Raw genomic sequence first — 20,548 nt, 5'->3', positions numbered from 1 at the left:
CCCATATAGAAAAGCGAAGGGGGCTGATGCGTTTGTTATAACGCATCAGCCCCCTTCGCTGTATTCGACTGATTACTTCATGTTGTGGTACACGGTCTGAACGTCGTCATCTTCTTCGATACGTTCGATCAGCTTCTCTACGTCGGCGGCTTCCTCGTCGGAGAGTTCTTTATAGTCGTTGGCGATGCGTTCAAACTCGGCGCCTTTGATCTCGAACCCTTTTTCTTCCAGGTATTTCTGGATAGCGCCAAAGGCCGTGAATTCGCCGTAAATAACAATCTGGTTGGTGTCTTCGTCGAGTTCGAGTTCGTCGCCACCGTAATCGATAATGTCGAGTTCGAGTTCGTCCATATCGACCCCGTCGGCCGGGATGCGGAATACCGATTTACGATCGAACATAAAATCGAGCATTCCCTGCGTACCGAGGCTACCACCCAGCTTGTTGAGGTAGCTGCGGATATTGGCCACCGTCCGGTTGTGGTTGTCGGTGGCGGTTTCGATGACCAGCGCTACGCCGTGGGGCGCATAGGCTTCATATACGATTTCTTTGTAATCTTCCTGATCCTTCGATGTCGCTTTTTTGATGGCCCGCTCCACATTCTCCTTGGGCATGTTGGCGGCCTTGGCGTTCTGGATAATGGCCCGCAGGCGCCCGTTGGTGTCCGGGTCGGCCCCCCCGCTTTTTACGGCGATCACAATGTCTTTACCAATTCGGGTGAAGGTCTTGGCCATCTGCCCCCACCGCTTCATTTTCCGGGCTTTCCGGTATTCAAACGCGCGTCCCATTTTGTTGAAAAAATGATGAGTGATTAGTGATGAGTTACTGCTGGTATGACGGACTTACACGACCTGATCGTCGCTTACGGCTACCAGCTCGTCGCTGAATATATCGACCTGCCCCCGAACCATATCCTCAAAGGTTTCGCGCTGACGAACCAGATGCGGCTTGCCGTCGTACACCATGACTTCGGCGGGCCGTTCGCGCAGGTTATAATTGGAGGCCATGCTAAATCCGTAAGCCCCTGCGTTCTCGAGCGACAGCACATCGCCGGGCCGCACTTCGGGCAGCTGCCGATCCAGCGCGAAGGTGTCGGTTTCGCAGATGTAGCCCACTACGTCGTAGAGCCGCTCGGCGCCGGCTGGGTTCGAGACGTTCAGGATATGGTGGTAGGCTTCGTACATCATGGGCCGAATCAGGTGGTTCAGGCCGGAGTTTACCTGCACAAAGGTGCGGGTGGGGTTTTCTTTGACGACGTTGACCCCGACCAGCAGATGGCCGCTTTCGCTGACCAGCAGTTTGCCGGGCTCAAAACACAGCTCCACCTCACGACCATACCGGTCGCAGAATGATCGGAAAGCGGCCGATACCTTGGCGCCCAGATCGTTCAGGTTGGTGTAGTAATCACCTTCGCGGTAGGCCACTTTAAAGCCACTGCCGAAGTCGATGAACTGCAGGTTCGGATAGTCGCCCGCCATATCGAACAGCACGTCGGCAATTTTCAGGAACGTATTGCTGTCCTTGAAATCCGAACCGGTATGGATGTGCAGCCCGACGACCGGAATCTGATACTGCTCTACCAGGGCCAGAATCTGGTCGCGGTACTGGTTGGGAATACCGAATTTCGAGTTTTCGTGGCCGGTCTGGATCTTGAACGTTCCGCCTTCGGCAATGCTGGGATTGATCCGCAGCGCCACCGGATACCGGCTGCCGTACGTCTGCCCGATCTGCTCGAGCAGCGGCAGACTGTCAGCATTCAGCTGCAGGCCCATTTCCAGTGCCTTCTGAATTTCGGGCCAGGCGTTACCGCTGGGGGTGTACATGATCTGACCGGGCTCAAAGCCCGCCAGCAAGGCCAGCCGCGCTTCGTTAACCGACACGACCTCAATGTCGATGCCCTGCTTCTGCATCAGCTTGAGGATGCTCAGATTGGTCAGGGCTTTGGCAGCGTACTTAATCTTCAGGTTGACCCCCTGAAACGCCGACCGGAGCGAGCCGATTTTTTCGATAATTTTGTTGGCGTCGTAGACGTATAGCGGCAGGCCGAACTCGTCGGCGATGTCCAGTACATCAACACCCTGAATTTGATAGCGGTAGTCTGACAGTTGCATAATCGGAAAACGAACCGCAAAATTACTTGATCTTTCCCCCATGTACAAAATTCACTGTAGGCTCCTGCTCGTCATTCTGCTCCAGAGTGCCCTGCTGGCAACCGCCCAGGTCGCCGTCACCTCCCGAACGAGCAAGACCGGCAGCCCCCGGCGGGCCGCCCCGACTACCCTCCTGCAGTCGGGCCCCATGGTTGGCTACTCCGACAGCCGGGAAGTAGCCCTCTGGGTACAGACCAACAAACCGGCCCGGGTGCAGATACGCTACCATGAAGCTGGCAAACCCAGTCCGGCTTACCTGACCAGCGAGGTACAAACCCACGAGAAAACGGCTTTTACAGCCCACCTGCTCGCCAACCAGGTGGAACCCGGAAAAAAGTACGCGTACGAACTACTGATCGGGGGCCAGAAGGTGAGCCTGCCCTACCCGACAACGTTCCAAACCCAAAACCTATGGCAGTGGCGGACGGACCCACCGGCCTTCCGGTTCGGCGTCGGAAGCTGCACCTACGTCAACGAGACAGCCGTTGACCGGCCCGGTACACCCTACGGTAACGGTTACGAAATCTTTACGGCCCTCAACGCCCAAAAGCCCGACTTTATGCTCTGGACCGGCGACAATACCTACACCCGCGAGGTAGACTGGAACAGCCGGACGGGCGTACTGCGTCGCTACACACACACGCGCTCGCTCCCCCAGATGCAGCCGCTGCTGGCCAGCACCCATAACTACGCCATCTGGGACGATCACGATTACGGCCCCGACGACTCGGACCGGGCCTACTGGCTCAAACCCGTTACCCTCGAAGCGTTCAAGCTATTCTGGAGCAATCCAAATTATATCTTCGACGAAGGCTGTACCGGCACCTTCACCTGGAACGACTGCCAGTTTTTCCTGCTCGACGACCGCACCTTCCGGGCACCCGACGCCATGCCCGACGGGCCCGAAAAAACGTATTTCGGCGAGAAACAGATGCGCTGGCTTATCGATGCCCTGCGCTTCAGCAAGGCAACGTTCAAGTTCATCATTACAGGCGGGCAGATCGTAAACCCCTCGGCTATTTTCGAAAACTACGCCGTTTACGGCACCGAACGCGAGCGGCTGTTCACCGCCATTACCGAAGCCCGAATTCCGGGCGTGCTGTTCATCACCGGCGACCGGCATCATACTATTCTTCAGAAACTCGACCGGTCCGGCACCTATCCGCTCTACGATCTGACCGTTTCGCCCCTGACGTCGGGCCCGGCCAAACCGCGCCCCGAAGAACTTAAACAATCGACCGTTATTGACGGAACCCTCGTCACCGACCGTAACTTCGGCCTGCTGAGCGTTAGCGGTCCGCTCAACGATCGCGTACTCAACATTAAAGTCTACGACCAGAAAGGCATTCAGCGCTGGACCAGAGACCTGCGTGCCGCTGAGTTAAAATAAAGCCGGTTTTCCCTTTTGTTCAGAACGCGGAGACTTCTGGCTCCCCGACTACCATAAATCTCAGTTGAAATAATCCATCGAATGACCCTACAAACCTTACCAACCCACGACCTGCTCTCTCAGCACACAGCCGAATACATGGCGGCCCTGATCAACCAAAAACCCGACGCGCTGATCTGCGTAGCCTCCGGAGACACACCCATCGAAACCTATCGCCGGTTTGTAGAACTGGTCAGAGCCGGCAAAACCGACGTTAGCCGCTGCATGTTCATCGGCCTCGACGAGTGGGTTGGCTTTGCCCCCGACGACGTGGGCAGCTGCTCCTACTACATCTTCCGGGATTTGTTCGAACCCCTCGCCCTGCGGCCCGACCAGATTTGGGTGTTCGATGCCAAGTCGGACGATCTGGCAGCGGAGTGCCGCCTGACAGACGAACTGATCGATCAGCGGGGCGGGCTGGACCTCTTGCTGGTTGGCATGGGTATGAACGGCCATATTGCCCTGAACGAACCCGGCACGCCCTTCACGAATGGCTGCCACGTGAGCCAGCTCGCGGAGAGTACCATTACGGTGGGCCAGAAATACTTCGAAAAAGAAACCGTACTGACGCAGGGCATTACGCTGGGCCTGCGGCACCTGACCGGCGCAAAAGAGGTTATCCTGCTGGTTAGTGGCGAGAAAAAAGCACCCGTACTGCGCGATGCCCTCACCGGCCCCGTTACCGAGCAGCTACCCGCCAGCCTTATTCAGACCCACGCGAACGCCCACGTCTGGGTCGACGAAGCCGCCGGCCAGCTGGTTCAGGACGTGTAATTGCCTGTTTGACCACAACCCCGACTGGTTTCACAACCGTTCGGGGTTCACCATAAATCGTTTGCTGTGTCTCGCACGCCTTCCTACCGCACCGAAATACTGGCCGGGGTTTCTACCTTTCTGGCTACGATGTACATCATTATTGTAAACCCGTCTATCTTAAGCCAGGCGGGTTTACCGTTCAGCGGGGTGCTGACGGCAACGGTACTGCTGTCGTTCTTCTGTAGTCTGATGATGGGGCTCTACGCCCGCAATCCGATTGTGGTAGCGCCGGGTATGGGGCTGAACGCGTTCTTCACGTTTACAGCCGTGAAAGGTATGGGCATCCGGCCCGAGGTGGCCCTGGGTGCGGTCTTCTGGGCGGGTATCCTGTTCCTGCTGCTCTCCCTGCTCAACGTTCGGTCCGCCATTGTTCGCATTATTCCGTTACCGATCCGCTATGCCGTATCGGCCGGTATCGGGCTGTTCATTACACTGATCGGCTTCGAAAACGCCCGCTTCATCATTGCGAATCCGGCCACGCTGGTGGGCATCGCCAGCCTGTCGGACCCTATTGTGCTGACGTTCGTATTCGGCTTGCTGCTGACCGCCGTTCTGGTGGTGCGCGACGTACCGGGGGCCATCATCATCGGCATTGTGCTAACGACCCTGGCAGCCTGGCCCATCGGCCGGTACTGGGGCGATGCATCGGCCATCAACTTCGGGCAGCGAACACTCGTTAATTTTCAGGGCCTGATAGCCGCTCCCGACTTCTCCCTGCTCGGTAAGCTCGATCTGGCCGGGTCGTTTAGCTGGGCGTTGTGGCCCGTTATCTTTGCCTTTGCGTTCACCGACCTGTTCGATAGCCTTAGCACCTTTGTGGGCGTGGCGGAAGCGGGCGGCATACAGGACGAAAACGGACAACCCCGAAACCTGAACCGGTCGCTGCTCACCGATGCGGTCTCTACAACCCTGGCGGGCCTGCTCGGTACCAGCCCCGGTACAGCCTATATCGAGTCGGCGGTGGGTATCGCGCAGGGCGGCCGCACAGGGCTAACGGCCATTGTGGCGGGCTGCTGTTTTCTGCCATTCCTGTTCCTGTCGCCCCTGCTGTCGGTCATTCCAGCCATTGCTACGGCCCCCGCGCTGGTACTAGTGGGCGCGTTCATGATGAAGCCCATCACCCGGATCAACTGGGGCCAGCTCGACGATGCGCTACCGGCTTTTCTGGCCCTCGTTCTGATTCCGTTCAGTTACTCGATTACGCAGGGACTGATCTGGGGGTTTCTGGCCTGGACAGTCATTAAAGTAGCCGTGGGCAAACGACGCGACGTACCACTGGGTCTGTGGATCGTAGACGTCTTCTGCGTACTGGCGCTGTTTTCGGGCCATTGATCGTACTTTTGACGTACCGAACAAGCGCTCAGGCAGGTACGCCGGCTTATACATACCTGTATCAATACACTCATGAAATACCTGATTGGTCTACTCTTCATCTCCCACATCGCCTTTTCTCAACAGTATAAAACCAGACCCGTTACGGGCTTGCTAGGCGCTTTCGGCGCTGAAGTGGCCCTAGTCAAACAATCGCTGAAAAACCCAAAAACGGTCCTTGTCGACGGCGTATCGTTCACCACCGGCCGTATTGGCAAACAGCAGGTGGTTGTGGCCGAAACCGGCATTGGCAAAGTCAACGCAGCCATGACCACGACCCTGATGCTGAACCACTTCCGACCGGAGCGGGTTCTGTTCACCGGTATTGCCGGCGGTACCAACCCCGACCTGCAACCCGGCGACATTGTGATTGCCCGGCAAACGGCTCACCACGATTACCAGTCGATCACGATGGACCGGAAACCAACCAGGCAGACCTATTCGCTGTCGGGCAAGGTGAACCCGGCTTTTTTCCTGGCCGATTCGGTCATGCTCAGCCGCGCCCAAACCACGGCCCGGTCGGTGGCGTTCGAGCCGATTCCGCTGACGACGCGCCCGCCAACGGTTATCACCGGGATTGTTGTCACCGGCGATCAATTCATTTCATCGGCCGAGAAGGTAACGCAGCTCCGTCAGGCGTTCAATGCCGACGCTACGGAGATGGAAGGAGCCGCCGTGGCGCAGGTATGCTACCAGATGCAGGTGCCCCACCTGGTGATCCGCAGCCTGAGCGATCGCGCCGACGACAACGCCCGGAACGACATGCTGTCGTTTTACCAGACGGCCGCCCGCAACTCGGCCAAGCTGGTGCTGGCCATCGTAGAAGGTCTGTAAACGGCCTGGGTGCGGTCCGGAACGCCGAATCTTGCTAAAACAGTCGCTGTCGATTGGGGGTTAGTTGACTAGATTGCTTCCCGACAACTCAATCGTATGCCATTGACCACTATCCCCGATTCATTCGCAAACCCGTTCAAATCATTCTGGTGGGCGGGTTTTGAATGTACGGACCAACTCAACTGCTTCGGCAATCGGGTCGACTTTTTACCGCTGACGGGACACCTCCAGTTCCTGCGCGACGACTACCAGCGGCTTGGTCCGTTTAACATCCGGACGGTACGCGAGGGAATTCGCTGGAGCCAGGTGGAGCGAACGGCCTACCAGTACGACTGGAGCGTCGTAGAAGCCATGATGACCGAAGGCCACCGCCAGGGTATTCAGCAGGTCTGGGATCTTTGCCATTTCGGGTATCCCGATGACCTGACGCCCCTGCATCCGATGTTTGCCCGGCGGTTTGCGCACCTGTGTCGCGCATTCGTTCGTTTTTATCGCGACCGTTACCCCGACGACATCCTGATTGTGACCCCCATCAATGAAGTCAGCTTCATGTCGTGGCTCGGGGGCGATGCCTGCGGTACATCGCCCTACTGCACCAAACAGGGCTGGGAGGTAAAAGTGGGGCTGATGCGGGCTTATATCGAGGGGGTTGCGGCCATGCGCGAGATCGATCCCGGCATCCGTATTCTGACCACGGAGCCACTGGTTCAGATTGTCCCTCCGCTTCAGGCTACCGAACAGCAGATCATTGATGCCGCCATTGCCGACGACAACCAGTTTCAGTCGGTCGATATGCTGGCGGGGCGGCTTACCCCCGAACTGGGCGGCTCACCCGATTATCTCGACATACTGGGCTTCAACTATTACTACAATAACCAGTGGGTACTGGGCTTTCTGGATTTTCTGCCCTGGGCCGATGCCGTACCCGACCCGCGCTGGGTGGAGCCCCGGCGGCTACTGATGAAAGCGTACCGCCGTTACCAGCGGCCCATTGTCCTGACCGAAACCAGCCATCCCGGTATTGACCGGCCCCACTGGATTGAGATGATTGGTCGGGAGTGCGCGGCCGTGATCGAAGCAGGGGTACCACTCTGGGGCGCCTGCCTCTACCCCATCATCGACCGGCCCGACTGGGACCACCTTGACCACTGGCACCATTCGGGCCTGTGGGATGCCGATCTGACAACCGTGCCCCCCGGCCGGGTGCTGGCAGAACCCTATGCCGATGCGCTTCTGCGCGCCCAGGCCACCGTAGCAGCCGCTCAGCCCGCGCTGATAAATACTGTCTGATTTACCGTTACATGCCAAAAAGTCCGGCGTCTCAGCGCATCGGTTAACAAAGGGGCCGGGCTGACCGCCATCGGAAACAACTATACAAGCCTATCGAACGCCGGTCCGGGCCGGCCACATCCGTTCCTTCAACCATCTATGCGCTATCTACTCTCTCTATTCGCTACCGCTTTGCTTTTTACGGGTACGCTGGCTCAGTCCCTCAGGCCCGGTTTCGATAAAGCCGAGTATATCGAACTGCTGAAAGTTTCAGCCCAGTTTGGCGATTCTTCCTATACCAGCAAATTCCCCGCCCCACAGCACTACAAACTAGCGTACCGATCGCCGGTCGTTGGCCTTCAGAACCGTTGGGACCTTTGGACAAACCCGTCCACTGCGGTACTGAGCATTCGGGGCACAACTACCAGCAGCGTGAGCTGGCTGGCCAATTTCTACGCGGCTATGGTACCAGCCAGGGGCGAACTTCAACTATCGGCCGGCGAGACGTTTACGTATGAGCTGGCGTCGAACCCCAAAGCAGCCGTTCACGTCGGCTGGCTGGTTGCTACGGCATTTCTGGCGAAGGATATGCTACCTAAAGTCGACTCCTGCTACCGGAAAGGCATCAAAAATATACTGATCGTAGGACATAGCCAGGGCGGAGGTATTGGCTTTCTGCTGACAGCCTATCTTTATAATTTGCAAAAGCGCGGCCAGCTGCCAGCCGACATTCGGTTCAAAACGTATTGCAGCGCTGGCCCTAAACCAGGCAATTTGTTTTTTGCCTACGAATACGAAGCCCTGACCCAAAACGGCTGGGCGTATAACGTCGTCAACTCGGCCGACTGGGTACCCGAAGTGCCGATATCGATCCAGACCATTAACGATTTCAACGTCACAAACCCGTTTCGGAACGCCCCGGCTGCCATCAAAAAGCAGAAGTTGGCTCAACGTATCGTGCTGAACTATGTATACAAACAGCTTAGCAAGCCGACCCTGACCGCACAGCGTAATTATCAGAAATTTCTGGGGCAGTTCACCTCCCGATCGGTACAGAAAAACTTACCCGGTTTCCAATCGCCCGCCTACTACAGCAGTAATAACTACGTACGCACGGGGACAACTATCGTACTGCTGGCCGACAATGATTATTACGCCAAATACCCGGATAGCGAAAAGGAAGTATTTATTCACCACTTTCATCAGCCCTATTTGTACCTGACCAACAAACTGCCTTAAAGGTACAGCGGGGCCATTTTCTGCCAATCGTCGACCTGGTGGGCCCGCCCGTCCCAGACGTACAGTTCGTGCGAAACCTGCTTATCGGCCAGCGCCTGGCTGAGCGCCATGTTACTACCCAGAAAAGGGTCGTCGGCGCCAATGGTGAGCGTGATCTGCATCCGACGGAGCTGAGTCAGCAGCTGCTCATCGGTCAGATTGGGCAGAAAATGGTTGGGGCTATGAAAGTAGATGTCGTCGTCATAGTAATCATCAAACAACCCCCTGAACTCGGCCACCGGTGACGAGAGGTCGTATCGCCCGCTGAACGCTACCACCTTGCCGAACCACTGCGGATGCCGGAACGCCGTATTGACCGCGTGGTAAGCTCCCAGGCTACACCCATGCGCAATCATAAACGGCTGCGGATTTTTGAGTCGCGAGAATACCAGCACTTCATTCAGAATATACTGTTCGTACTGATTATGTCGCCGGATGCGATCGTGGGGCGGTACATACCGGTTGTAGATGCTTTCCCGGTCAACGCTGTCGACGCAGAAAAGCTGAAGCCAGCCGTTATCGAGCCGATCGGCCAGGGCGTTGACCAGTCCAAAATTTTCGTATTCATAGAACCGGCCACGTCGGGTCGGAAACACGAGTACACGAGCGCCTGCGTGGCCAAAGACCAGCAGCTCCATATCGCGGTTCAGGTTCGGACTAAACCATTTGTGATACTCGCGGTGCATAACGGTAGTAACAGGGACTGGCGAAGTTGCAACGTTTCTACCTGACTAACCTACTCGTTGAGTAAACAAATCGTTAAAAGTTATCCATATGCGCCTGAACCGCTGTTTTCCAGACCTGATAGCCATTCGGGCTGAGGTGTAGACCGTCGCTTTCAAAGTATTCGCGGGCGGGCCGACCGTCGGCGCCCAGCAGCGGATCGGTTGTATTGATCAGCCGGGCGTTCGGCATCCGGCCAATCTCGTCGGCAATCAGCTGATTGGCCCAGCGAATCTGTCCGACCAGGTTCCAGCGCGACGGGCTAATCTTAATACTCAGAAACGTCAGCGGCACATCGGGCAGGTAGCGACGCAGTTTCTCGGCAAAGGCGCAGAAAAACAGGTACACCTCTTCCGGATGGCGGCCATCGCCCAGATCGTTATCCCCCGCGTAGAATACAATAGAGCGGGGATTGGCGGGTACGACCAGCCGGTCGAAGAACCAGGTGCAGGCCGCCAGTGTAGAACCTCCAAAGCCCAGATTGAGCAAGTCCAGCTCCGGAAAATCATCAGCTAGTGTTTTCCAGAGCCGGATGGAGGAGCTACCGTAAAAAACAACCGGCCTGTTACCCGCCGGTTGCTCACGATTATTTTTTTCGAGTTCGCGTACTTCGTTTTCGTACCAGGTCATACAGGTCTTTACTTACATCCGGCTCGTTTTGTTTGCCCGATGGCTGATCTTATGAGCCTACGCGCTGGCCAGGCCAAGCATAAGACCGCGTAGTTCGGCCAGCCCCCGCAGCCGTCCAATAGCCGTATAGCCTGGGTTTATCTTCTTCGTCGACTGCAGATCGTCGAGCATCCGGTGCCCATGGTCGGGTCGGAATGGCATCCGCAGGTACCCATCATCGGGCAACGAGGCCTCGCTGACCCGGCGTTTGTTCTCGGCCAGCAACGCCCGCATGACCCCCACCATCGGCACATCACCTTCGAGGTGGTTGGCTTCGTAGAACGAGCCGTCGGGTTCACGCTGGGTGCTGCGCAGGTGAATGAAATGAATACTGGGCGCCAGCCGTTCTACCATACCTACCAGGTCATTATCCGGACGAACACCGTAGCTGCCGGTGCAAAAACAAAGGCCGTTGGCGGGCGAGTCGACAGCGGCCAGCAACGCCCGGGCGTCGGCTTCGGTGCTGACCACGCGCGGCAGCCCCAGAATCGGATAGGGCGGATCATCGGGATGAATGGCCAGCCGGACTCCCGCCGATTCGGCAACGGGTACGATCTCCCGCAGAAAGGCGTACAGATTCTGGCGCAGTTCTTGGTCTCCTACATCGGCATAGGTAGACAGTGCGTCGCGGAACTGCTCAACGGTATAGCTTTCTTCGGAGCCGGGCAGGCCCGCAATGATGGTACGGGTCAGTCGTTTAACCTGCGCGTCGGTCATGGCGTCGAGCTGACGGCGGGCGCGCTGTTTCTGCTCGTCGGTATAGAGGTACTCGGCACCCGGCCGCTGCAGGATAAACAGTTCAAAAGCCGCAAATTCGGTAGCGTCGAAGCGCAGACCCGTCGATCCGTCGACCATCGGAAAGTCGAGGTCAGTACGGGTCCAGTCGAGTACCGGCATGAAGTTATAGCAGACCGTATCGATACCCGCCTGGGCCAGGTTGACGATCGATTCTTTGTAGTTCTCGATATGCAGCCGAAAATCGCCGGTGCGGGTTTTTATGCTTTCATGAACCGGAATACTTTCCACAACCGACCAGGTCAGTCCCGTTGCTTCGATCATTGCTTTTCGGTTCAGCACCTCGGCCAGCGGCCATACCTCCCCGTTCTTGATATGATGGAGCGCCGTTACGATTCCCGTGGCACCGGCTTGTCGGACGTCATTCAGCGATACGGGGTCGGCGGGGCCGAACCACCGCCAGGTTTGTTCAAGCATGGTTGATTTGATGGGTCATTCGCCCAAACGGATTGATAAAATAGGATAAGGATCACAACTCGATGGCTGTTATCAGGTAAAAAAGGCCCTGCCCGCGCTTTTCTCCCCAACTAAGCTCTTTCTATTTTGCAAACGACCACCACTTCCGGCCGCTTCCGCTGGCGTATCGTAGCGCTCCTTTTTCTGGCAACAACCATCAACTACGTAGACAGGCAGGTCTTGTCGTTCACCATGACCGACGAAGTATTTCGCAAAGAAATGCTCGATCTGGCTCCCGATGCGGTGCTGACTAAAGAAGCAACGGACCGGTTTAAAGTGCTCTACGGCGATGTTGACGCGGCCTTCAAATTTGCCTATGCCATTGGTTTTCTGCTGGTGGGCTGGCTCATTGACCGGATCGGTACCAAGCGTGGGTTCGCGCTGGGCATTACCGTCTGGAGCATTGCGGGGGTGCTAACCGCTTTTGTGAACAACATGGTAGGGCTACGCTGGGCACGGGCGCTGCTGGGACTGGGCGAAGCGGCCAATTTCCCGTCGTCGATCAAAACCATTGCCGAGTGGTTTCCCCGGCGCGAACGGTCGTTTGCCAACGGTCTGTTCAACGCCGGGGCCAACGTAGGTATAATTCTGACGGCCATTGCCGTGCCGTACCTGATTCTGGAATACGGCTGGCGATCATCGTTTCTGGTCACGGGTATCCTGGGTTTTGGCCTGCTGGTGTTGTGGTGGCTTACGTACAGCAAACCCGAAACGAATCCTAAACTCTCGGCCGACGAACTGGCTTACATCCGCAGCGACCAGGAGAAAGTAACACCTCTGAAAATATCCTGGGGGCGGCTGCTGGGCTACAAACAAACCTGGGCTTTTGCGGTGGGCAAGTTCATGGCCGACCCCATCTGGTGGTTTTACATGTCGTGGCTCCCCGATTTTTTCAACTCGAACGATGCCCTCGACCAGAAACTCGATCTCAAAAGCTTTGGCGTTCCGTTCCTGATCATCTACGTCGTATCTGACGCGGGCAGTATTTTCTTCGGCTGGCTCACCACCCAGCTCATGAACCGGGGCTGGACGGCCAACCGGGCCCGCAAAACGACCATGCTCATCTGTGCGCTCTGCGTTGTACCCATCTTTTTTGCGGCCCAGACCAGCAGCCTGACCGTGGCCATTGCGCTAATTGCCCTGGCAACGGCCGCGCATCAGGGCTGGTCTGCCAATATGTATACCTTTGCATCGGACCTGTTTCCCCGCAACGTGGTGGCTTCGGTCACCGGGATCGGGGGGATGTTCGGCGCCGTTGGCGGTATTCTGCTGGCCTTGCTGGCCGGCCGGATCATAACCGCGTTTGGCTACTTGCCCATGTTCATCATTGCCAGTTGCGCGTACCTGATTGCGCTGGCTATTATCCACCTGGTACTGCCCAAAATGGAGCCGGTAAAGGCCGAAGAACTAACGCAGGAACTGGTATAACCTATCTATGAAAATTATTACGTTTGGCGAAGTCATGCTTCGGCTGAGTCCACCGGGTGTGGAACGCTTTGTGCAGACCGACGTCCTCGACATGCATTTTGGCGGCACTGAAGCCAATGTTGCCGTTTCTCTGGCCCAGTTCGGGCTCGATGCCAGCCACGTGACCCGCTTTCCTGACCACGCCCTCGGGCGGGCCGCAGCGGGCTACCTGCGCCGGTATAATGTCGGCACGCAGTACATCCGCTACGGCGACGGACGCCTGGGGCTTTATTTCCTGGAGACGGGAGCTGGCAGCCGGGCCAGCCAGATCATCTACGACCGGGTCGATTCGGCTTTTACCCGCATTCAGGCTGACGAGATTGACTGGGAAACAGTACTGACCGGGGCGGCCTGGTTCCACTGGACGGGCATCACCCCCGCCCTGTCGCAGGGAGCGGCCGACTGTCTGCTGGCCGGTATCCAGACCGCCAACCGGCTGGGGGTTCCGGTCTCGGGCGATATCGTTTATCGCAGCAACCTCTGGCAGTATGGCCGTACGCCCCAGGAAATCATGCCTGCTCTGACCGAGGGCTGTACGCTGGTGCTGGGCAGCAAAGCCTTGTTTTCAGAACTGTACGGAGTCGTTGGCAGCACGTTTACCGAAGCCGGACGGGCGCTGATGGAGCGCTTTCCGCGGGTCAAATACGTAACCGATACCAAGCGCACGTCGCTCAGTGCCTCCCACAACCGGCTGTCGGCCAAACTCTACGATGGCGAAACCGTGTTCAAGTCCCGTACGTATAGCATGAATCCCATCGTTGACCGAATCGGTACCGGCGATGCCTACATGGCCGGGCTGATTTACGGGCTGGTTTCGTTCAACGATTTGCAGCGCGCGGTCGAGTTCGGCGCTGCCGCGTCGGCCCTGAAACATACCATTCCGGGCGATGTCAACCTGGCTACTGTGGCCGAGGTAGAAACCCTCGAACGGGGCGATAGCTCCGGTAAACTGAAGCGGTAATTCCGCCGTAAACACTTTTTGTTCCTATGGCTCGTCTGTCCCGACTGTCTGTCTATCAAACCATACGCGAGGTACCGCTGGTGCCCGTTTTTTATCATCCTGACCCCGAGGTCTGCGCGGGCGTACTCACCGCCTGCTACCGGGGCGGCATCCGGGCCTTTGAGTTTACGAACCGGGGCGATTTTGCGCACGAACGCTTTGCGGAACTGAGCCGGCTCTGCGCCCGCGAGTTCCCCGACATGGCACTGGGGGCCGGAACACTGGTCGATGCGCCCACCGCTGCGTTGTATCTGCAGCTGGGGGCCGACTTCGTGGTAGGACCCAATTTCATCGAAGACATAGCCCGCGTCTGCAATCGCCGAAAGGTTGCCTATATGCCCGGCTGCGCTACCCTGACCGAAATTACCACGGCCCACGAGTGGGGCGTTGAGTTTGTCAAAATTTTTCCGGGCGACGTGCTGGGACCGGGATTCGTAAAAAGCCTGCGCGGGCCCCTGCCGTATACCAACGCCATGGTGACGGGGGGCGTTGAGCCGAACCGGGAAAGCCTGACCAAATGGTTCAGCGCCGGTGTGGTAGCGGTAGGCATAGGCTCCCAGCTTTTCCCTAAAGAACGACTCGATAATCGTGCGTTTGATCAAATAGAAGCCACTGTTAGCGACCTGGTTCGTATTATTGCCGAAATAAAATGACGCCCATTGACACTATGCCCCGACTAAACCGTATTTCTCACCCGGCACCTACTCATCCCGAAAAAATTCTGCAGTTTGGCACCGGCGTGCTGCTTCGCGGTTTACCCGACTATCTGGTCCAGAAAGCCAATGAAGCGGGCCAGTTCAATGGCTCCATTGTAGTCGTTAAATCGACGGGTAGCCAGACCGACGAATTTACCGGACAGGATAACCTGTATACGGTAGCCGTCAGGGGCGTTCAGCAAGGCCAGAACGTGGCCGAAACTACCGTTATCTCCGCCATTAGCCGGGTGCTGGCCGCTCCAACGCAGTGGGACGAGGTGCTGCGCCTGGCCCGGAATCCAGCCTTGCAGATCATTATATCGAATACCACCGAAGTCGGTCTGAACTACGTGGAAGAAAGCATTTTTCAGCGCCCCCCCGAGTCGTTTCCGGCCAAGCTGACGGCATTCCTGTACGAGCGGTTCCGCAGCGTGGGTGGCTCGAAAGCCAAAGGACTGGTTGTTATTCCGACCGAGCTGGTTACCGACAATGGCCTCAAACTGCGCGAGGCCGTTGAAAAACTGGCAACGTTCAACGAACTCGGCAAGCTCTTCACCAAATGGCTTAAGTTTCACGTCCGGTTCTGCAATTCGCTGGTAGACCGGATCGTTACCCGCCCGACCGACGAGGCCAGGCAGGCGCTGGAGGCCGAAACAGGGTATGAAGATGAGCTGCTGACGTTCACCGAACCTTACCACCTCTGGGCCATCGAAGGCGACGACCGGGTGCGGCAGATGCTGAGCTTTGCCAGCGATGCAACGCCCCAGATCATCATCGATGAAGACATTAACTTCTACAAAGAGCGGAAACTGCGGGTACTGAACGGAACCCACACGCTTACCATGCCGCTGGGATATCTGCTGGGTCTGGAAACCGTGGCCGACGAGATGCAGCATGCCGATATGAGCCGGTTTGTTGAGTCGCTGATGCTCGACGAGATCGTTCCGACTGTACCCAACTACGGCACGCCCGGCATGGACAAAGCCGCCATCCGGCAGTTTGCCCTCGACGTACTGGACCGGTTCCGCAACCCCTATCTCGATCACCTGCTGCTGAATATTTCGTTGCAGGAGACCGCCAAGATGCAGGCCCGTAACGTAGCCACGCTGCAGCGCTATTACGACCAGTTTAATGCCGTACCGAAACATATGGCGCTGGGCTTTGCGGCTTATCTGCTCTTCATGAAAGCAGTTAGGGAAGAAGAAGGACAGTTCATTGGCGAAGTTACCGCCAGCGGGGGCGTTATTTCGTATCCGATCCGGGATGAAAAAGCGGCTTATTTCTACGGCGACTGGCAAACGGTCGATGTCAAAGAGGCCAGCACCGTACATACCTTCGTCAAGAGCGTGCTGTCTGACGTAACCATCTGGCAGGCCGACCTCAGTACACTACCCGGCTTTGTCGACGCCGTTGCCGAGAACCTGAACCAGCTGCTGAACGAAGGAGCCGAAGCCACGCTACGCCAGCACATGGCCGCCTGACCCGGTTCCAGCGTCGGCCTGTATCGGTGTGATAATCAATCTTTCCGGCTGATTATCACACCGATTTTTTAGTTTTATGGGTGGTTGCCAGCATTGGTCGTTTATTGACCAAATAGCCAGCCAACCGATCAGACTATGAGCTGCCCACGAAGCCGGTATTTGTTTTTTCTGCTATTCCCATTCGCAGCCAGCGCCCAGCGCCCGGTCGCCCCAGCGCAGCTTCCCCATCCCACCGAAACGCGGCAAGCCTATCAGGCCAGCCTGACCCAGTTCCGGCAGGGCCACCCGACCCGATTTGCGGTGCCTGACCTGTCTTTTTTTCTCTTCGGCATGGGCGACCGGCTCAAGCTCATCTACCGCAGCGGGCGGCTCCTCAACGCGCTCACCGGTAATATCGAAGAGCAATGGACGGTAAAAAAAGAGGTTATCGTTCCGTCAGAATACACGGTTCATCTCGACCTGGCCGACGAACCGGGGCAGCCCCCCCGGTCTGTTCAGATTCGGGAAGACGAACAGGGCGTCTGGGTACTACAACCCGGTAAACGCCCGCGGCTGATTCCCGGTACGCGCCGACCGCTGACGCTACCCCGCTTTGCCAACCAACCGTTCGGGCCCGTTCTGCGGGTGCTGCACCACGAAGTGCTGATCAACATCAGCGCTGGTCGTCCCCTGCCCAACTTTATGGTCTATACCAGACCCCGGTATCGGGATGCGGCCCTGATGGCTATGGTCCTGCGCGAAACCGGCAACCTGGGCCTGATACGCGACTGGATCATGGCCCTGCGCGACCCGCTCGATCGCTACCAGGATATGACCGGCGCCGATAACCTGGGGCAGGTTCTGTTTCTGGTGTCGCTGGTGTCGGACAAAACCCATCCGGTTGTGGCCGTGGCGCTCGACTCGGCCCGGCGAGCCATACCGACCCCGGCCGAACATGGCGTTTATCAGACTACCTGGATGAACTTCGGCCTGGCATCCCTTGGCCTGCCCAACCCCTATCCGGTGCCCAGACAGACCGACAGCTACGCATCGCTGTGCTGGTGGGCCCGGACCGATGAGCCGGTGCCGGGTCCGCCGGTTTCAGCCGCCGACCGGGAGCGCTATCCTTACCTGGCCTGGGCCAGCGATCATGTCAGAAGTCGCACCGGCAATCGGCAAAAACTGGCACCCGTCGGTACTGCCGACTACCCGCTGAGCTGGGAAGCGCAAACCCGCGACGCCCATTATCCGGGGTTGACCGTATTGGACAAGGGGCTCGTGAAACAGAAACTGGCGGTTCTTAACGCCTGGCAGGCCGCCGAAATGTTTCTGGCTATTACGCAGCCGTAGGCCAGTCACGTGCCGCCGTATCCCAGCCCCGACGGGGATTGGATAGTGGGTTGGTCGGGCAGGCTGACCTTCCAGTACTTACCTTTGCGGTCATGAATTACGTTTTTTTACTCCTTGCTTTCCTGACCGGACTCGCCATAACGGTTCAGGCGGGCGTAAATGCCAATCTGAGGCAGGCCATTACCAATCCGTTACTGGCCGCTGCCATCTCGTTCGGAACCGGGTTCGTGTCCCTGCTGCTGGTGCTGTTGACAACGAGTTCGTCGGCCCCTTCCATCGATACGTTCCGGCAAATAAGCTGGTGGAAATGGACGGGTGGCTTTATCGGAGCCATTTACGTATCGACGGTTATTGCCAGCGTTCCCAAAATAGGCTCTGGCAACCTGGTCAGCCTGAGCGTTGCGGGACAACTGCTGGCCGCGGTTGTGCTGGATCACTACGGACTGCTTGGCTTCACCCTCCACCCCGCCAACGGCTGGCGTTTGCTGGGGCTGGTCTTGATCATGGCTGGGGTCCTCCTGGTCGTTCGCAATTAGGCACACGGCCCTGACCACGGGTCGGCGTGTCCTTTCTTGCTGGCGGGTGCGAGCTTCTAAACGGAGGTCTGTACGGTGTATACCACTTTATCGATTATACCTATAGAAAACAAACCTATTAAGCCTCATTGATTATCTTGCAGGATAAACCGACACGTAATTAATGACCGGCGAGCAAAAGCCTTCTAGTCGATACGATACCCTTGCCCTGGACCGATTACAGTTTGCCCTGCAAGCCGCCCATGTTGGAACCTGGGATATTGATCTGATCAGTCAGCAGGTCTGGTGGGACGATCATTGCCAGGAACTCTTCGGTATTTCGGGATCGAATCAGATACCCTTCGCCCAGGTTTTTACAATGATACACCCGGCCGATCGGCTGCGGGTTGAGCAGGCCGTTCAGCGGGCTATCGGCCAGGAAGAAAATGGCAGGTACGATATTATGCACCGCGCCAACAGCGTGGATGGCAGCGAGCGCTGGCTACACTGCCGGGGTAAAGCCTTTGTAAACGAGCAGGGGCTGCCTTACCGGCTGGCGGGCACGGCAGTCGACGTTACCGAGCAGGTAATGGCCCGCCAGCAGGTGGATGCCAGCGAAGCCAGGCTTCGTTTTATCGTGGCGTCGGCCCCGATAGCGGTGGGCTTATTCGTTGGCGAAGAGCTGGTCATCGATCTGCCCAATCAGACGTTTATCGATATTGTCGGCAAGGGCTCGGATATTTCGGGCAAGCCTCTCCGGGCGGTGATGCCTGAGCTGGAAAGCCAGCCTATCCTGCAGATACTTTCCGACGTTTACGCTACCGGCAAACCGTACCAGAGTTTCGGGACGCCGGTTGATGTGGTGCAGCAGGGGGTGCTTCGGCATAACTTTTACGACATTACCTATACGCCCATCCAGAATGCCGTTGGTCATACTTACGCGGTGCTGAACATATCGGTCGATGTAACGGAACAGGTGCGCGCCCGCCAGAAGATTGCCGAAGCCGAAGAGCGCTTTCGGGGCGCGATCGAACTGGCCGAGCTAGGCACCTGGGAGGTCGATCTGCCTACCGCCGAGTTCCGTTTTTCTGACCGGCTAAAAGCATGGTACGGGCTGCAGCCCCACGAATCTGTATCGGGAGAGCATGTTTATCTGGCCGTTCGGGAAGCGGACCGGGCCCGGCTCTGGGCGGCTGCTTCCGACATCATCAGCCAGGCATCGCCCAACCGTCAGTACGATGTTGAGTATACTATCGATGCCGCCCGCACGGGCCGCGAACGAATTTTACGGGCGCAGGGAAACGTGTTTGTCGATGCCAGCGGACGGCCTACCCGCATCAGCGGTACCGTACAGGACGTAACCGAACAGCGCTGGGTGCAGCTGGCCCTGGAACGGGAAGTGCAGGAACGGACCGAAGAGCTGGCGGTCATGAACCGGGAACTCATGGCCACCAACGAAGAATTTATGGTCGTCAATCACGCGCTCGAAGAAGCCAACAACGACCTGATCCGGTCTAATCAGAACCTGGAGCAGTTTGCCTACATTGCGTCTCACGACCTGCAGGAACCGTTGCGCAAAATCCAGCAGTTTGGCGATTTGCTCAAGATCCGCTACGCTGACTCGGCGGGCGACGAACTCGACTTTCTGAATCGAATGCAGTCGGCGGCCGGTCGCATGTCGATCCTGATCCGGGATCTGCTGGCATTCTCCCGCATATCGACCCGGCAGGCCTCGCTAACCCCGGTGGCGCTCAGGCAGGCGGTTGACCAGGCTCTGGATAACTTATTGGTATCCATTGCTGAAACGAAAGCGCAGATAGATGTTCACGACTTACCAGTTATCCTGGGCGATGCCCTGCAGCTGAGTCAGCTCTTTCAGAACCTGTTGTCTAACGCCATCAAATTCGGCCGACCGGGGGTTACGCCACACGTGGTGATCAGCAGCCACCTGGTACAGGCCGGTGAACTCCCCTCCTCGATCAAGCCAACCCGACTGGCATCAGCCTACCATCGGGTTGAAGTGGCTGACAACGGCATTGGGTTCGACGAAAAATATACCGACCGCATTTTTCAGGTGTTTCAGCGACTGCATGGCAAAAACGAATTTGCGGGAACCGGGGTGGGACTGGCCATCTGTGAAAAGGTAGCCGTCAACCACGGAGGAGGCATTACCGCCAGCAGCCAGTCGGGGCAGGGAGCCACGTTTGCGGTTTACCTGCCCGTCAGTGAATGAACCGGAGGCTGATCTTTTGTTATTAACTACTTATTACTTG

At 57.3% G+C, this 20,548-nt stretch carries 18 protein-coding genes; 13 read left to right on the top strand and 5 right to left on the bottom strand.

Going from position 1 to position 20,548, the window contains the following annotated elements; genetic code table 11:
- Positions 1–72 precede the first annotated feature (72 nt).
- Positions 73–786 carry a YebC/PmpR family DNA-binding transcriptional regulator gene (locus FBR45_RS12015; protein WP_138502598.1) on the bottom strand — a complete coding sequence of 238 codons (714 nt, stop codon included), beginning with the start codon at positions 784–786 and terminating at the stop codon, positions 73–75.
- A 54-nt stretch (positions 787–840) separates the two neighbouring features.
- Entirely contained in the window at positions 841–2,109 is a 1,269-nt protein-coding gene (lysA, locus tag FBR45_RS12010; RefSeq protein ID WP_138502596.1) for a diaminopimelate decarboxylase, read from the bottom strand.
- 40 nt (positions 2,110–2,149) lie between these two features.
- Here lysA and FBR45_RS12005 point away from each other — a divergent pair, with 40 nt between their 5' ends.
- From FBR45_RS12005 to FBR45_RS11980, 6 genes are all read left to right on the top strand, one after another.
- On the top strand, positions 2,150–3,538 hold the full coding sequence (locus tag FBR45_RS12005; protein ID WP_138502594.1) for an alkaline phosphatase D family protein: 1,389 nt from the start codon (positions 2,150–2,152) through the stop codon (positions 3,536–3,538).
- Positions 3,539–3,619: 81 nt separating this feature from the next.
- A complete protein-coding gene (locus tag FBR45_RS12000) occupies positions 3,620–4,351 on the top strand; it encodes a glucosamine-6-phosphate deaminase (protein WP_138502592.1) in 732 nt (243 codons plus the stop codon).
- Between the two features lie 66 nt (positions 4,352–4,417).
- Positions 4,418–5,725, top strand: coding sequence for an NCS2 family permease (locus FBR45_RS11995; protein WP_138502589.1), 1,308 nt, complete (start codon positions 4,418–4,420; stop codon positions 5,723–5,725).
- 72 nt (positions 5,726–5,797) lie between these two features.
- Positions 5,798–6,598, top strand: coding sequence for a 5'-methylthioadenosine/adenosylhomocysteine nucleosidase (locus tag FBR45_RS11990; protein ID WP_138502587.1), 801 nt, complete (start codon positions 5,798–5,800; stop codon positions 6,596–6,598).
- A 96-nt stretch (positions 6,599–6,694) separates the two neighbouring features.
- On the top strand, positions 6,695–7,888 hold the full coding sequence (locus FBR45_RS11985) for a glycoside hydrolase family 1 protein (RefSeq protein ID WP_138502585.1): 1,194 nt from the start codon (positions 6,695–6,697) through the stop codon (positions 7,886–7,888).
- A 138-nt stretch (positions 7,889–8,026) separates the two neighbouring features.
- A complete protein-coding gene (locus FBR45_RS11980) occupies positions 8,027–9,106 on the top strand; it encodes a lipase family protein (protein ID WP_138502583.1) in 1,080 nt (359 codons plus the stop codon).
- Here the strand turns inward: FBR45_RS11980 and FBR45_RS11975 are convergent.
- From FBR45_RS11975 to uxuA, 3 genes are all read right to left on the bottom strand, one after another.
- Positions 9,103–9,831, bottom strand: coding sequence for an esterase family protein (locus tag FBR45_RS11975; RefSeq protein ID WP_138502581.1), 729 nt, complete (start codon positions 9,829–9,831; stop codon positions 9,103–9,105). The two genes, FBR45_RS11980 and FBR45_RS11975, sit on opposite strands and share 4 nt — an antisense overlap.
- A gap of 73 nt (positions 9,832–9,904) precedes the next feature.
- Positions 9,905–10,498: a GDSL-type esterase/lipase family protein gene (locus FBR45_RS11970; RefSeq protein ID WP_138502579.1), complete on the bottom strand. Its 594-nt coding sequence runs from the start codon at positions 10,496–10,498 to the stop codon at positions 9,905–9,907.
- A 57-nt stretch (positions 10,499–10,555) separates the two neighbouring features.
- Positions 10,556–11,749, bottom strand: a complete 1,194-nt coding sequence (uxuA, locus tag FBR45_RS11965) for a mannonate dehydratase (protein WP_138502577.1) — start codon at positions 11,747–11,749, stop codon at positions 10,556–10,558.
- A gap of 126 nt (positions 11,750–11,875) precedes the next feature.
- Between uxuA and FBR45_RS11960 the strand changes: the two genes are divergently transcribed.
- From FBR45_RS11960 to FBR45_RS11930, 7 genes are all read left to right on the top strand, one after another.
- Positions 11,876–13,216 (top strand): MFS transporter, encoded by a 1,341-nt coding sequence (locus FBR45_RS11960; RefSeq protein WP_077923785.1) that lies wholly within the window; start codon positions 11,876–11,878, stop codon positions 13,214–13,216.
- Between the two features lie 7 nt (positions 13,217–13,223).
- Entirely contained in the window at positions 13,224–14,216 is a 993-nt protein-coding gene (locus FBR45_RS11955) for a sugar kinase (protein WP_138502575.1), read from the top strand.
- 26 nt (positions 14,217–14,242) lie between these two features.
- A complete protein-coding gene (locus FBR45_RS11950; RefSeq protein WP_138502573.1) occupies positions 14,243–14,908 on the top strand; it encodes a bifunctional 4-hydroxy-2-oxoglutarate aldolase/2-dehydro-3-deoxy-phosphogluconate aldolase in 666 nt (221 codons plus the stop codon).
- Between the two features lie 14 nt (positions 14,909–14,922).
- Positions 14,923–16,431 carry a tagaturonate reductase gene (locus FBR45_RS11945; RefSeq protein WP_138502571.1) on the top strand — a complete coding sequence of 503 codons (1,509 nt, stop codon included), beginning with the start codon at positions 14,923–14,925 and terminating at the stop codon, positions 16,429–16,431.
- A 135-nt stretch (positions 16,432–16,566) separates the two neighbouring features.
- Positions 16,567–17,760, top strand: coding sequence for a hypothetical protein (locus FBR45_RS11940; RefSeq protein ID WP_138502569.1), 1,194 nt, complete (start codon positions 16,567–16,569; stop codon positions 17,758–17,760).
- A 92-nt stretch (positions 17,761–17,852) separates the two neighbouring features.
- A complete protein-coding gene (locus FBR45_RS11935) occupies positions 17,853–18,296 on the top strand; it encodes a DMT family transporter (protein WP_138502567.1) in 444 nt (147 codons plus the stop codon).
- Positions 18,297–18,459: 163 nt separating this feature from the next.
- A complete protein-coding gene (locus FBR45_RS11930; RefSeq protein ID WP_138502565.1) occupies positions 18,460–20,508 on the top strand; it encodes a PAS domain-containing sensor histidine kinase in 2,049 nt (682 codons plus the stop codon).
- Positions 20,509–20,548: the final 40 nt, after the last annotated feature.

Source organism: Spirosoma lacussanchae (genome assembly GCF_005870035.1).
Taxonomy (GTDB): Bacteria; Bacteroidota; Bacteroidia; order Cytophagales; family Spirosomataceae; genus Spirosoma; species Spirosoma lacussanchae.
The sequence above is the reverse complement of the archived record's forward strand: the minus strand, read 5'-3'. Positions and strand labels throughout refer to the sequence as shown.

What these genes read in the sequence shown, in the direction of transcription:
- FBR45_RS12015 (WP_138502598.1), bottom strand. Translation starts at nt 786, where the DNA reads ATGGGACGCGCGTTTGAATACCGGAAAGCCCGGAAAATGAAGCGGTGG.
- lysA (WP_138502596.1), bottom strand. Translation starts at nt 2,109, where the DNA reads ATGCAACTGTCAGACTACCGCTATCAAATTCAGGGTGTTGATGTACTG.
- FBR45_RS12005 (WP_138502594.1), top strand. Translation starts at nt 2,150, where the DNA reads ATGTACAAAATTCACTGTAGGCTCCTGCTCGTCATTCTGCTCCAGAGT.
- FBR45_RS12000 (WP_138502592.1), top strand. Translation starts at nt 3,620, where the DNA reads ATGACCCTACAAACCTTACCAACCCACGACCTGCTCTCTCAGCACACA.
- FBR45_RS11990 (WP_138502587.1), top strand. Translation starts at nt 5,798, where the DNA reads ATGAAATACCTGATTGGTCTACTCTTCATCTCCCACATCGCCTTTTCT.
- FBR45_RS11985 (WP_138502585.1), top strand. Translation starts at nt 6,695, where the DNA reads ATGCCATTGACCACTATCCCCGATTCATTCGCAAACCCGTTCAAATCA.
- FBR45_RS11980 (WP_138502583.1), top strand. Translation starts at nt 8,027, where the DNA reads ATGCGCTATCTACTCTCTCTATTCGCTACCGCTTTGCTTTTTACGGGT.
- FBR45_RS11975 (WP_138502581.1), bottom strand. Translation starts at nt 9,831, where the DNA reads ATGCACCGCGAGTATCACAAATGGTTTAGTCCGAACCTGAACCGCGAT.
- FBR45_RS11970 (WP_138502579.1), bottom strand. Translation starts at nt 10,498, where the DNA reads ATGACCTGGTACGAAAACGAAGTACGCGAACTCGAAAAAAATAATCGT.
- uxuA (WP_138502577.1), bottom strand. Translation starts at nt 11,749, where the DNA reads ATGCTTGAACAAACCTGGCGGTGGTTCGGCCCCGCCGACCCCGTATCG.
- FBR45_RS11955 (WP_138502575.1), top strand. Translation starts at nt 13,224, where the DNA reads ATGAAAATTATTACGTTTGGCGAAGTCATGCTTCGGCTGAGTCCACCG.
- FBR45_RS11950 (WP_138502573.1), top strand. Translation starts at nt 14,243, where the DNA reads ATGGCTCGTCTGTCCCGACTGTCTGTCTATCAAACCATACGCGAGGTA.
- FBR45_RS11945 (WP_138502571.1), top strand. Translation starts at nt 14,923, where the DNA reads ATGCCCCGACTAAACCGTATTTCTCACCCGGCACCTACTCATCCCGAA.
- FBR45_RS11940 (WP_138502569.1), top strand. Translation starts at nt 16,567, where the DNA reads ATGAGCTGCCCACGAAGCCGGTATTTGTTTTTTCTGCTATTCCCATTC.
- FBR45_RS11935 (WP_138502567.1), top strand. Translation starts at nt 17,853, where the DNA reads ATGAATTACGTTTTTTTACTCCTTGCTTTCCTGACCGGACTCGCCATA.
- FBR45_RS11930 (WP_138502565.1), top strand. Translation starts at nt 18,460, where the DNA reads ATGACCGGCGAGCAAAAGCCTTCTAGTCGATACGATACCCTTGCCCTG.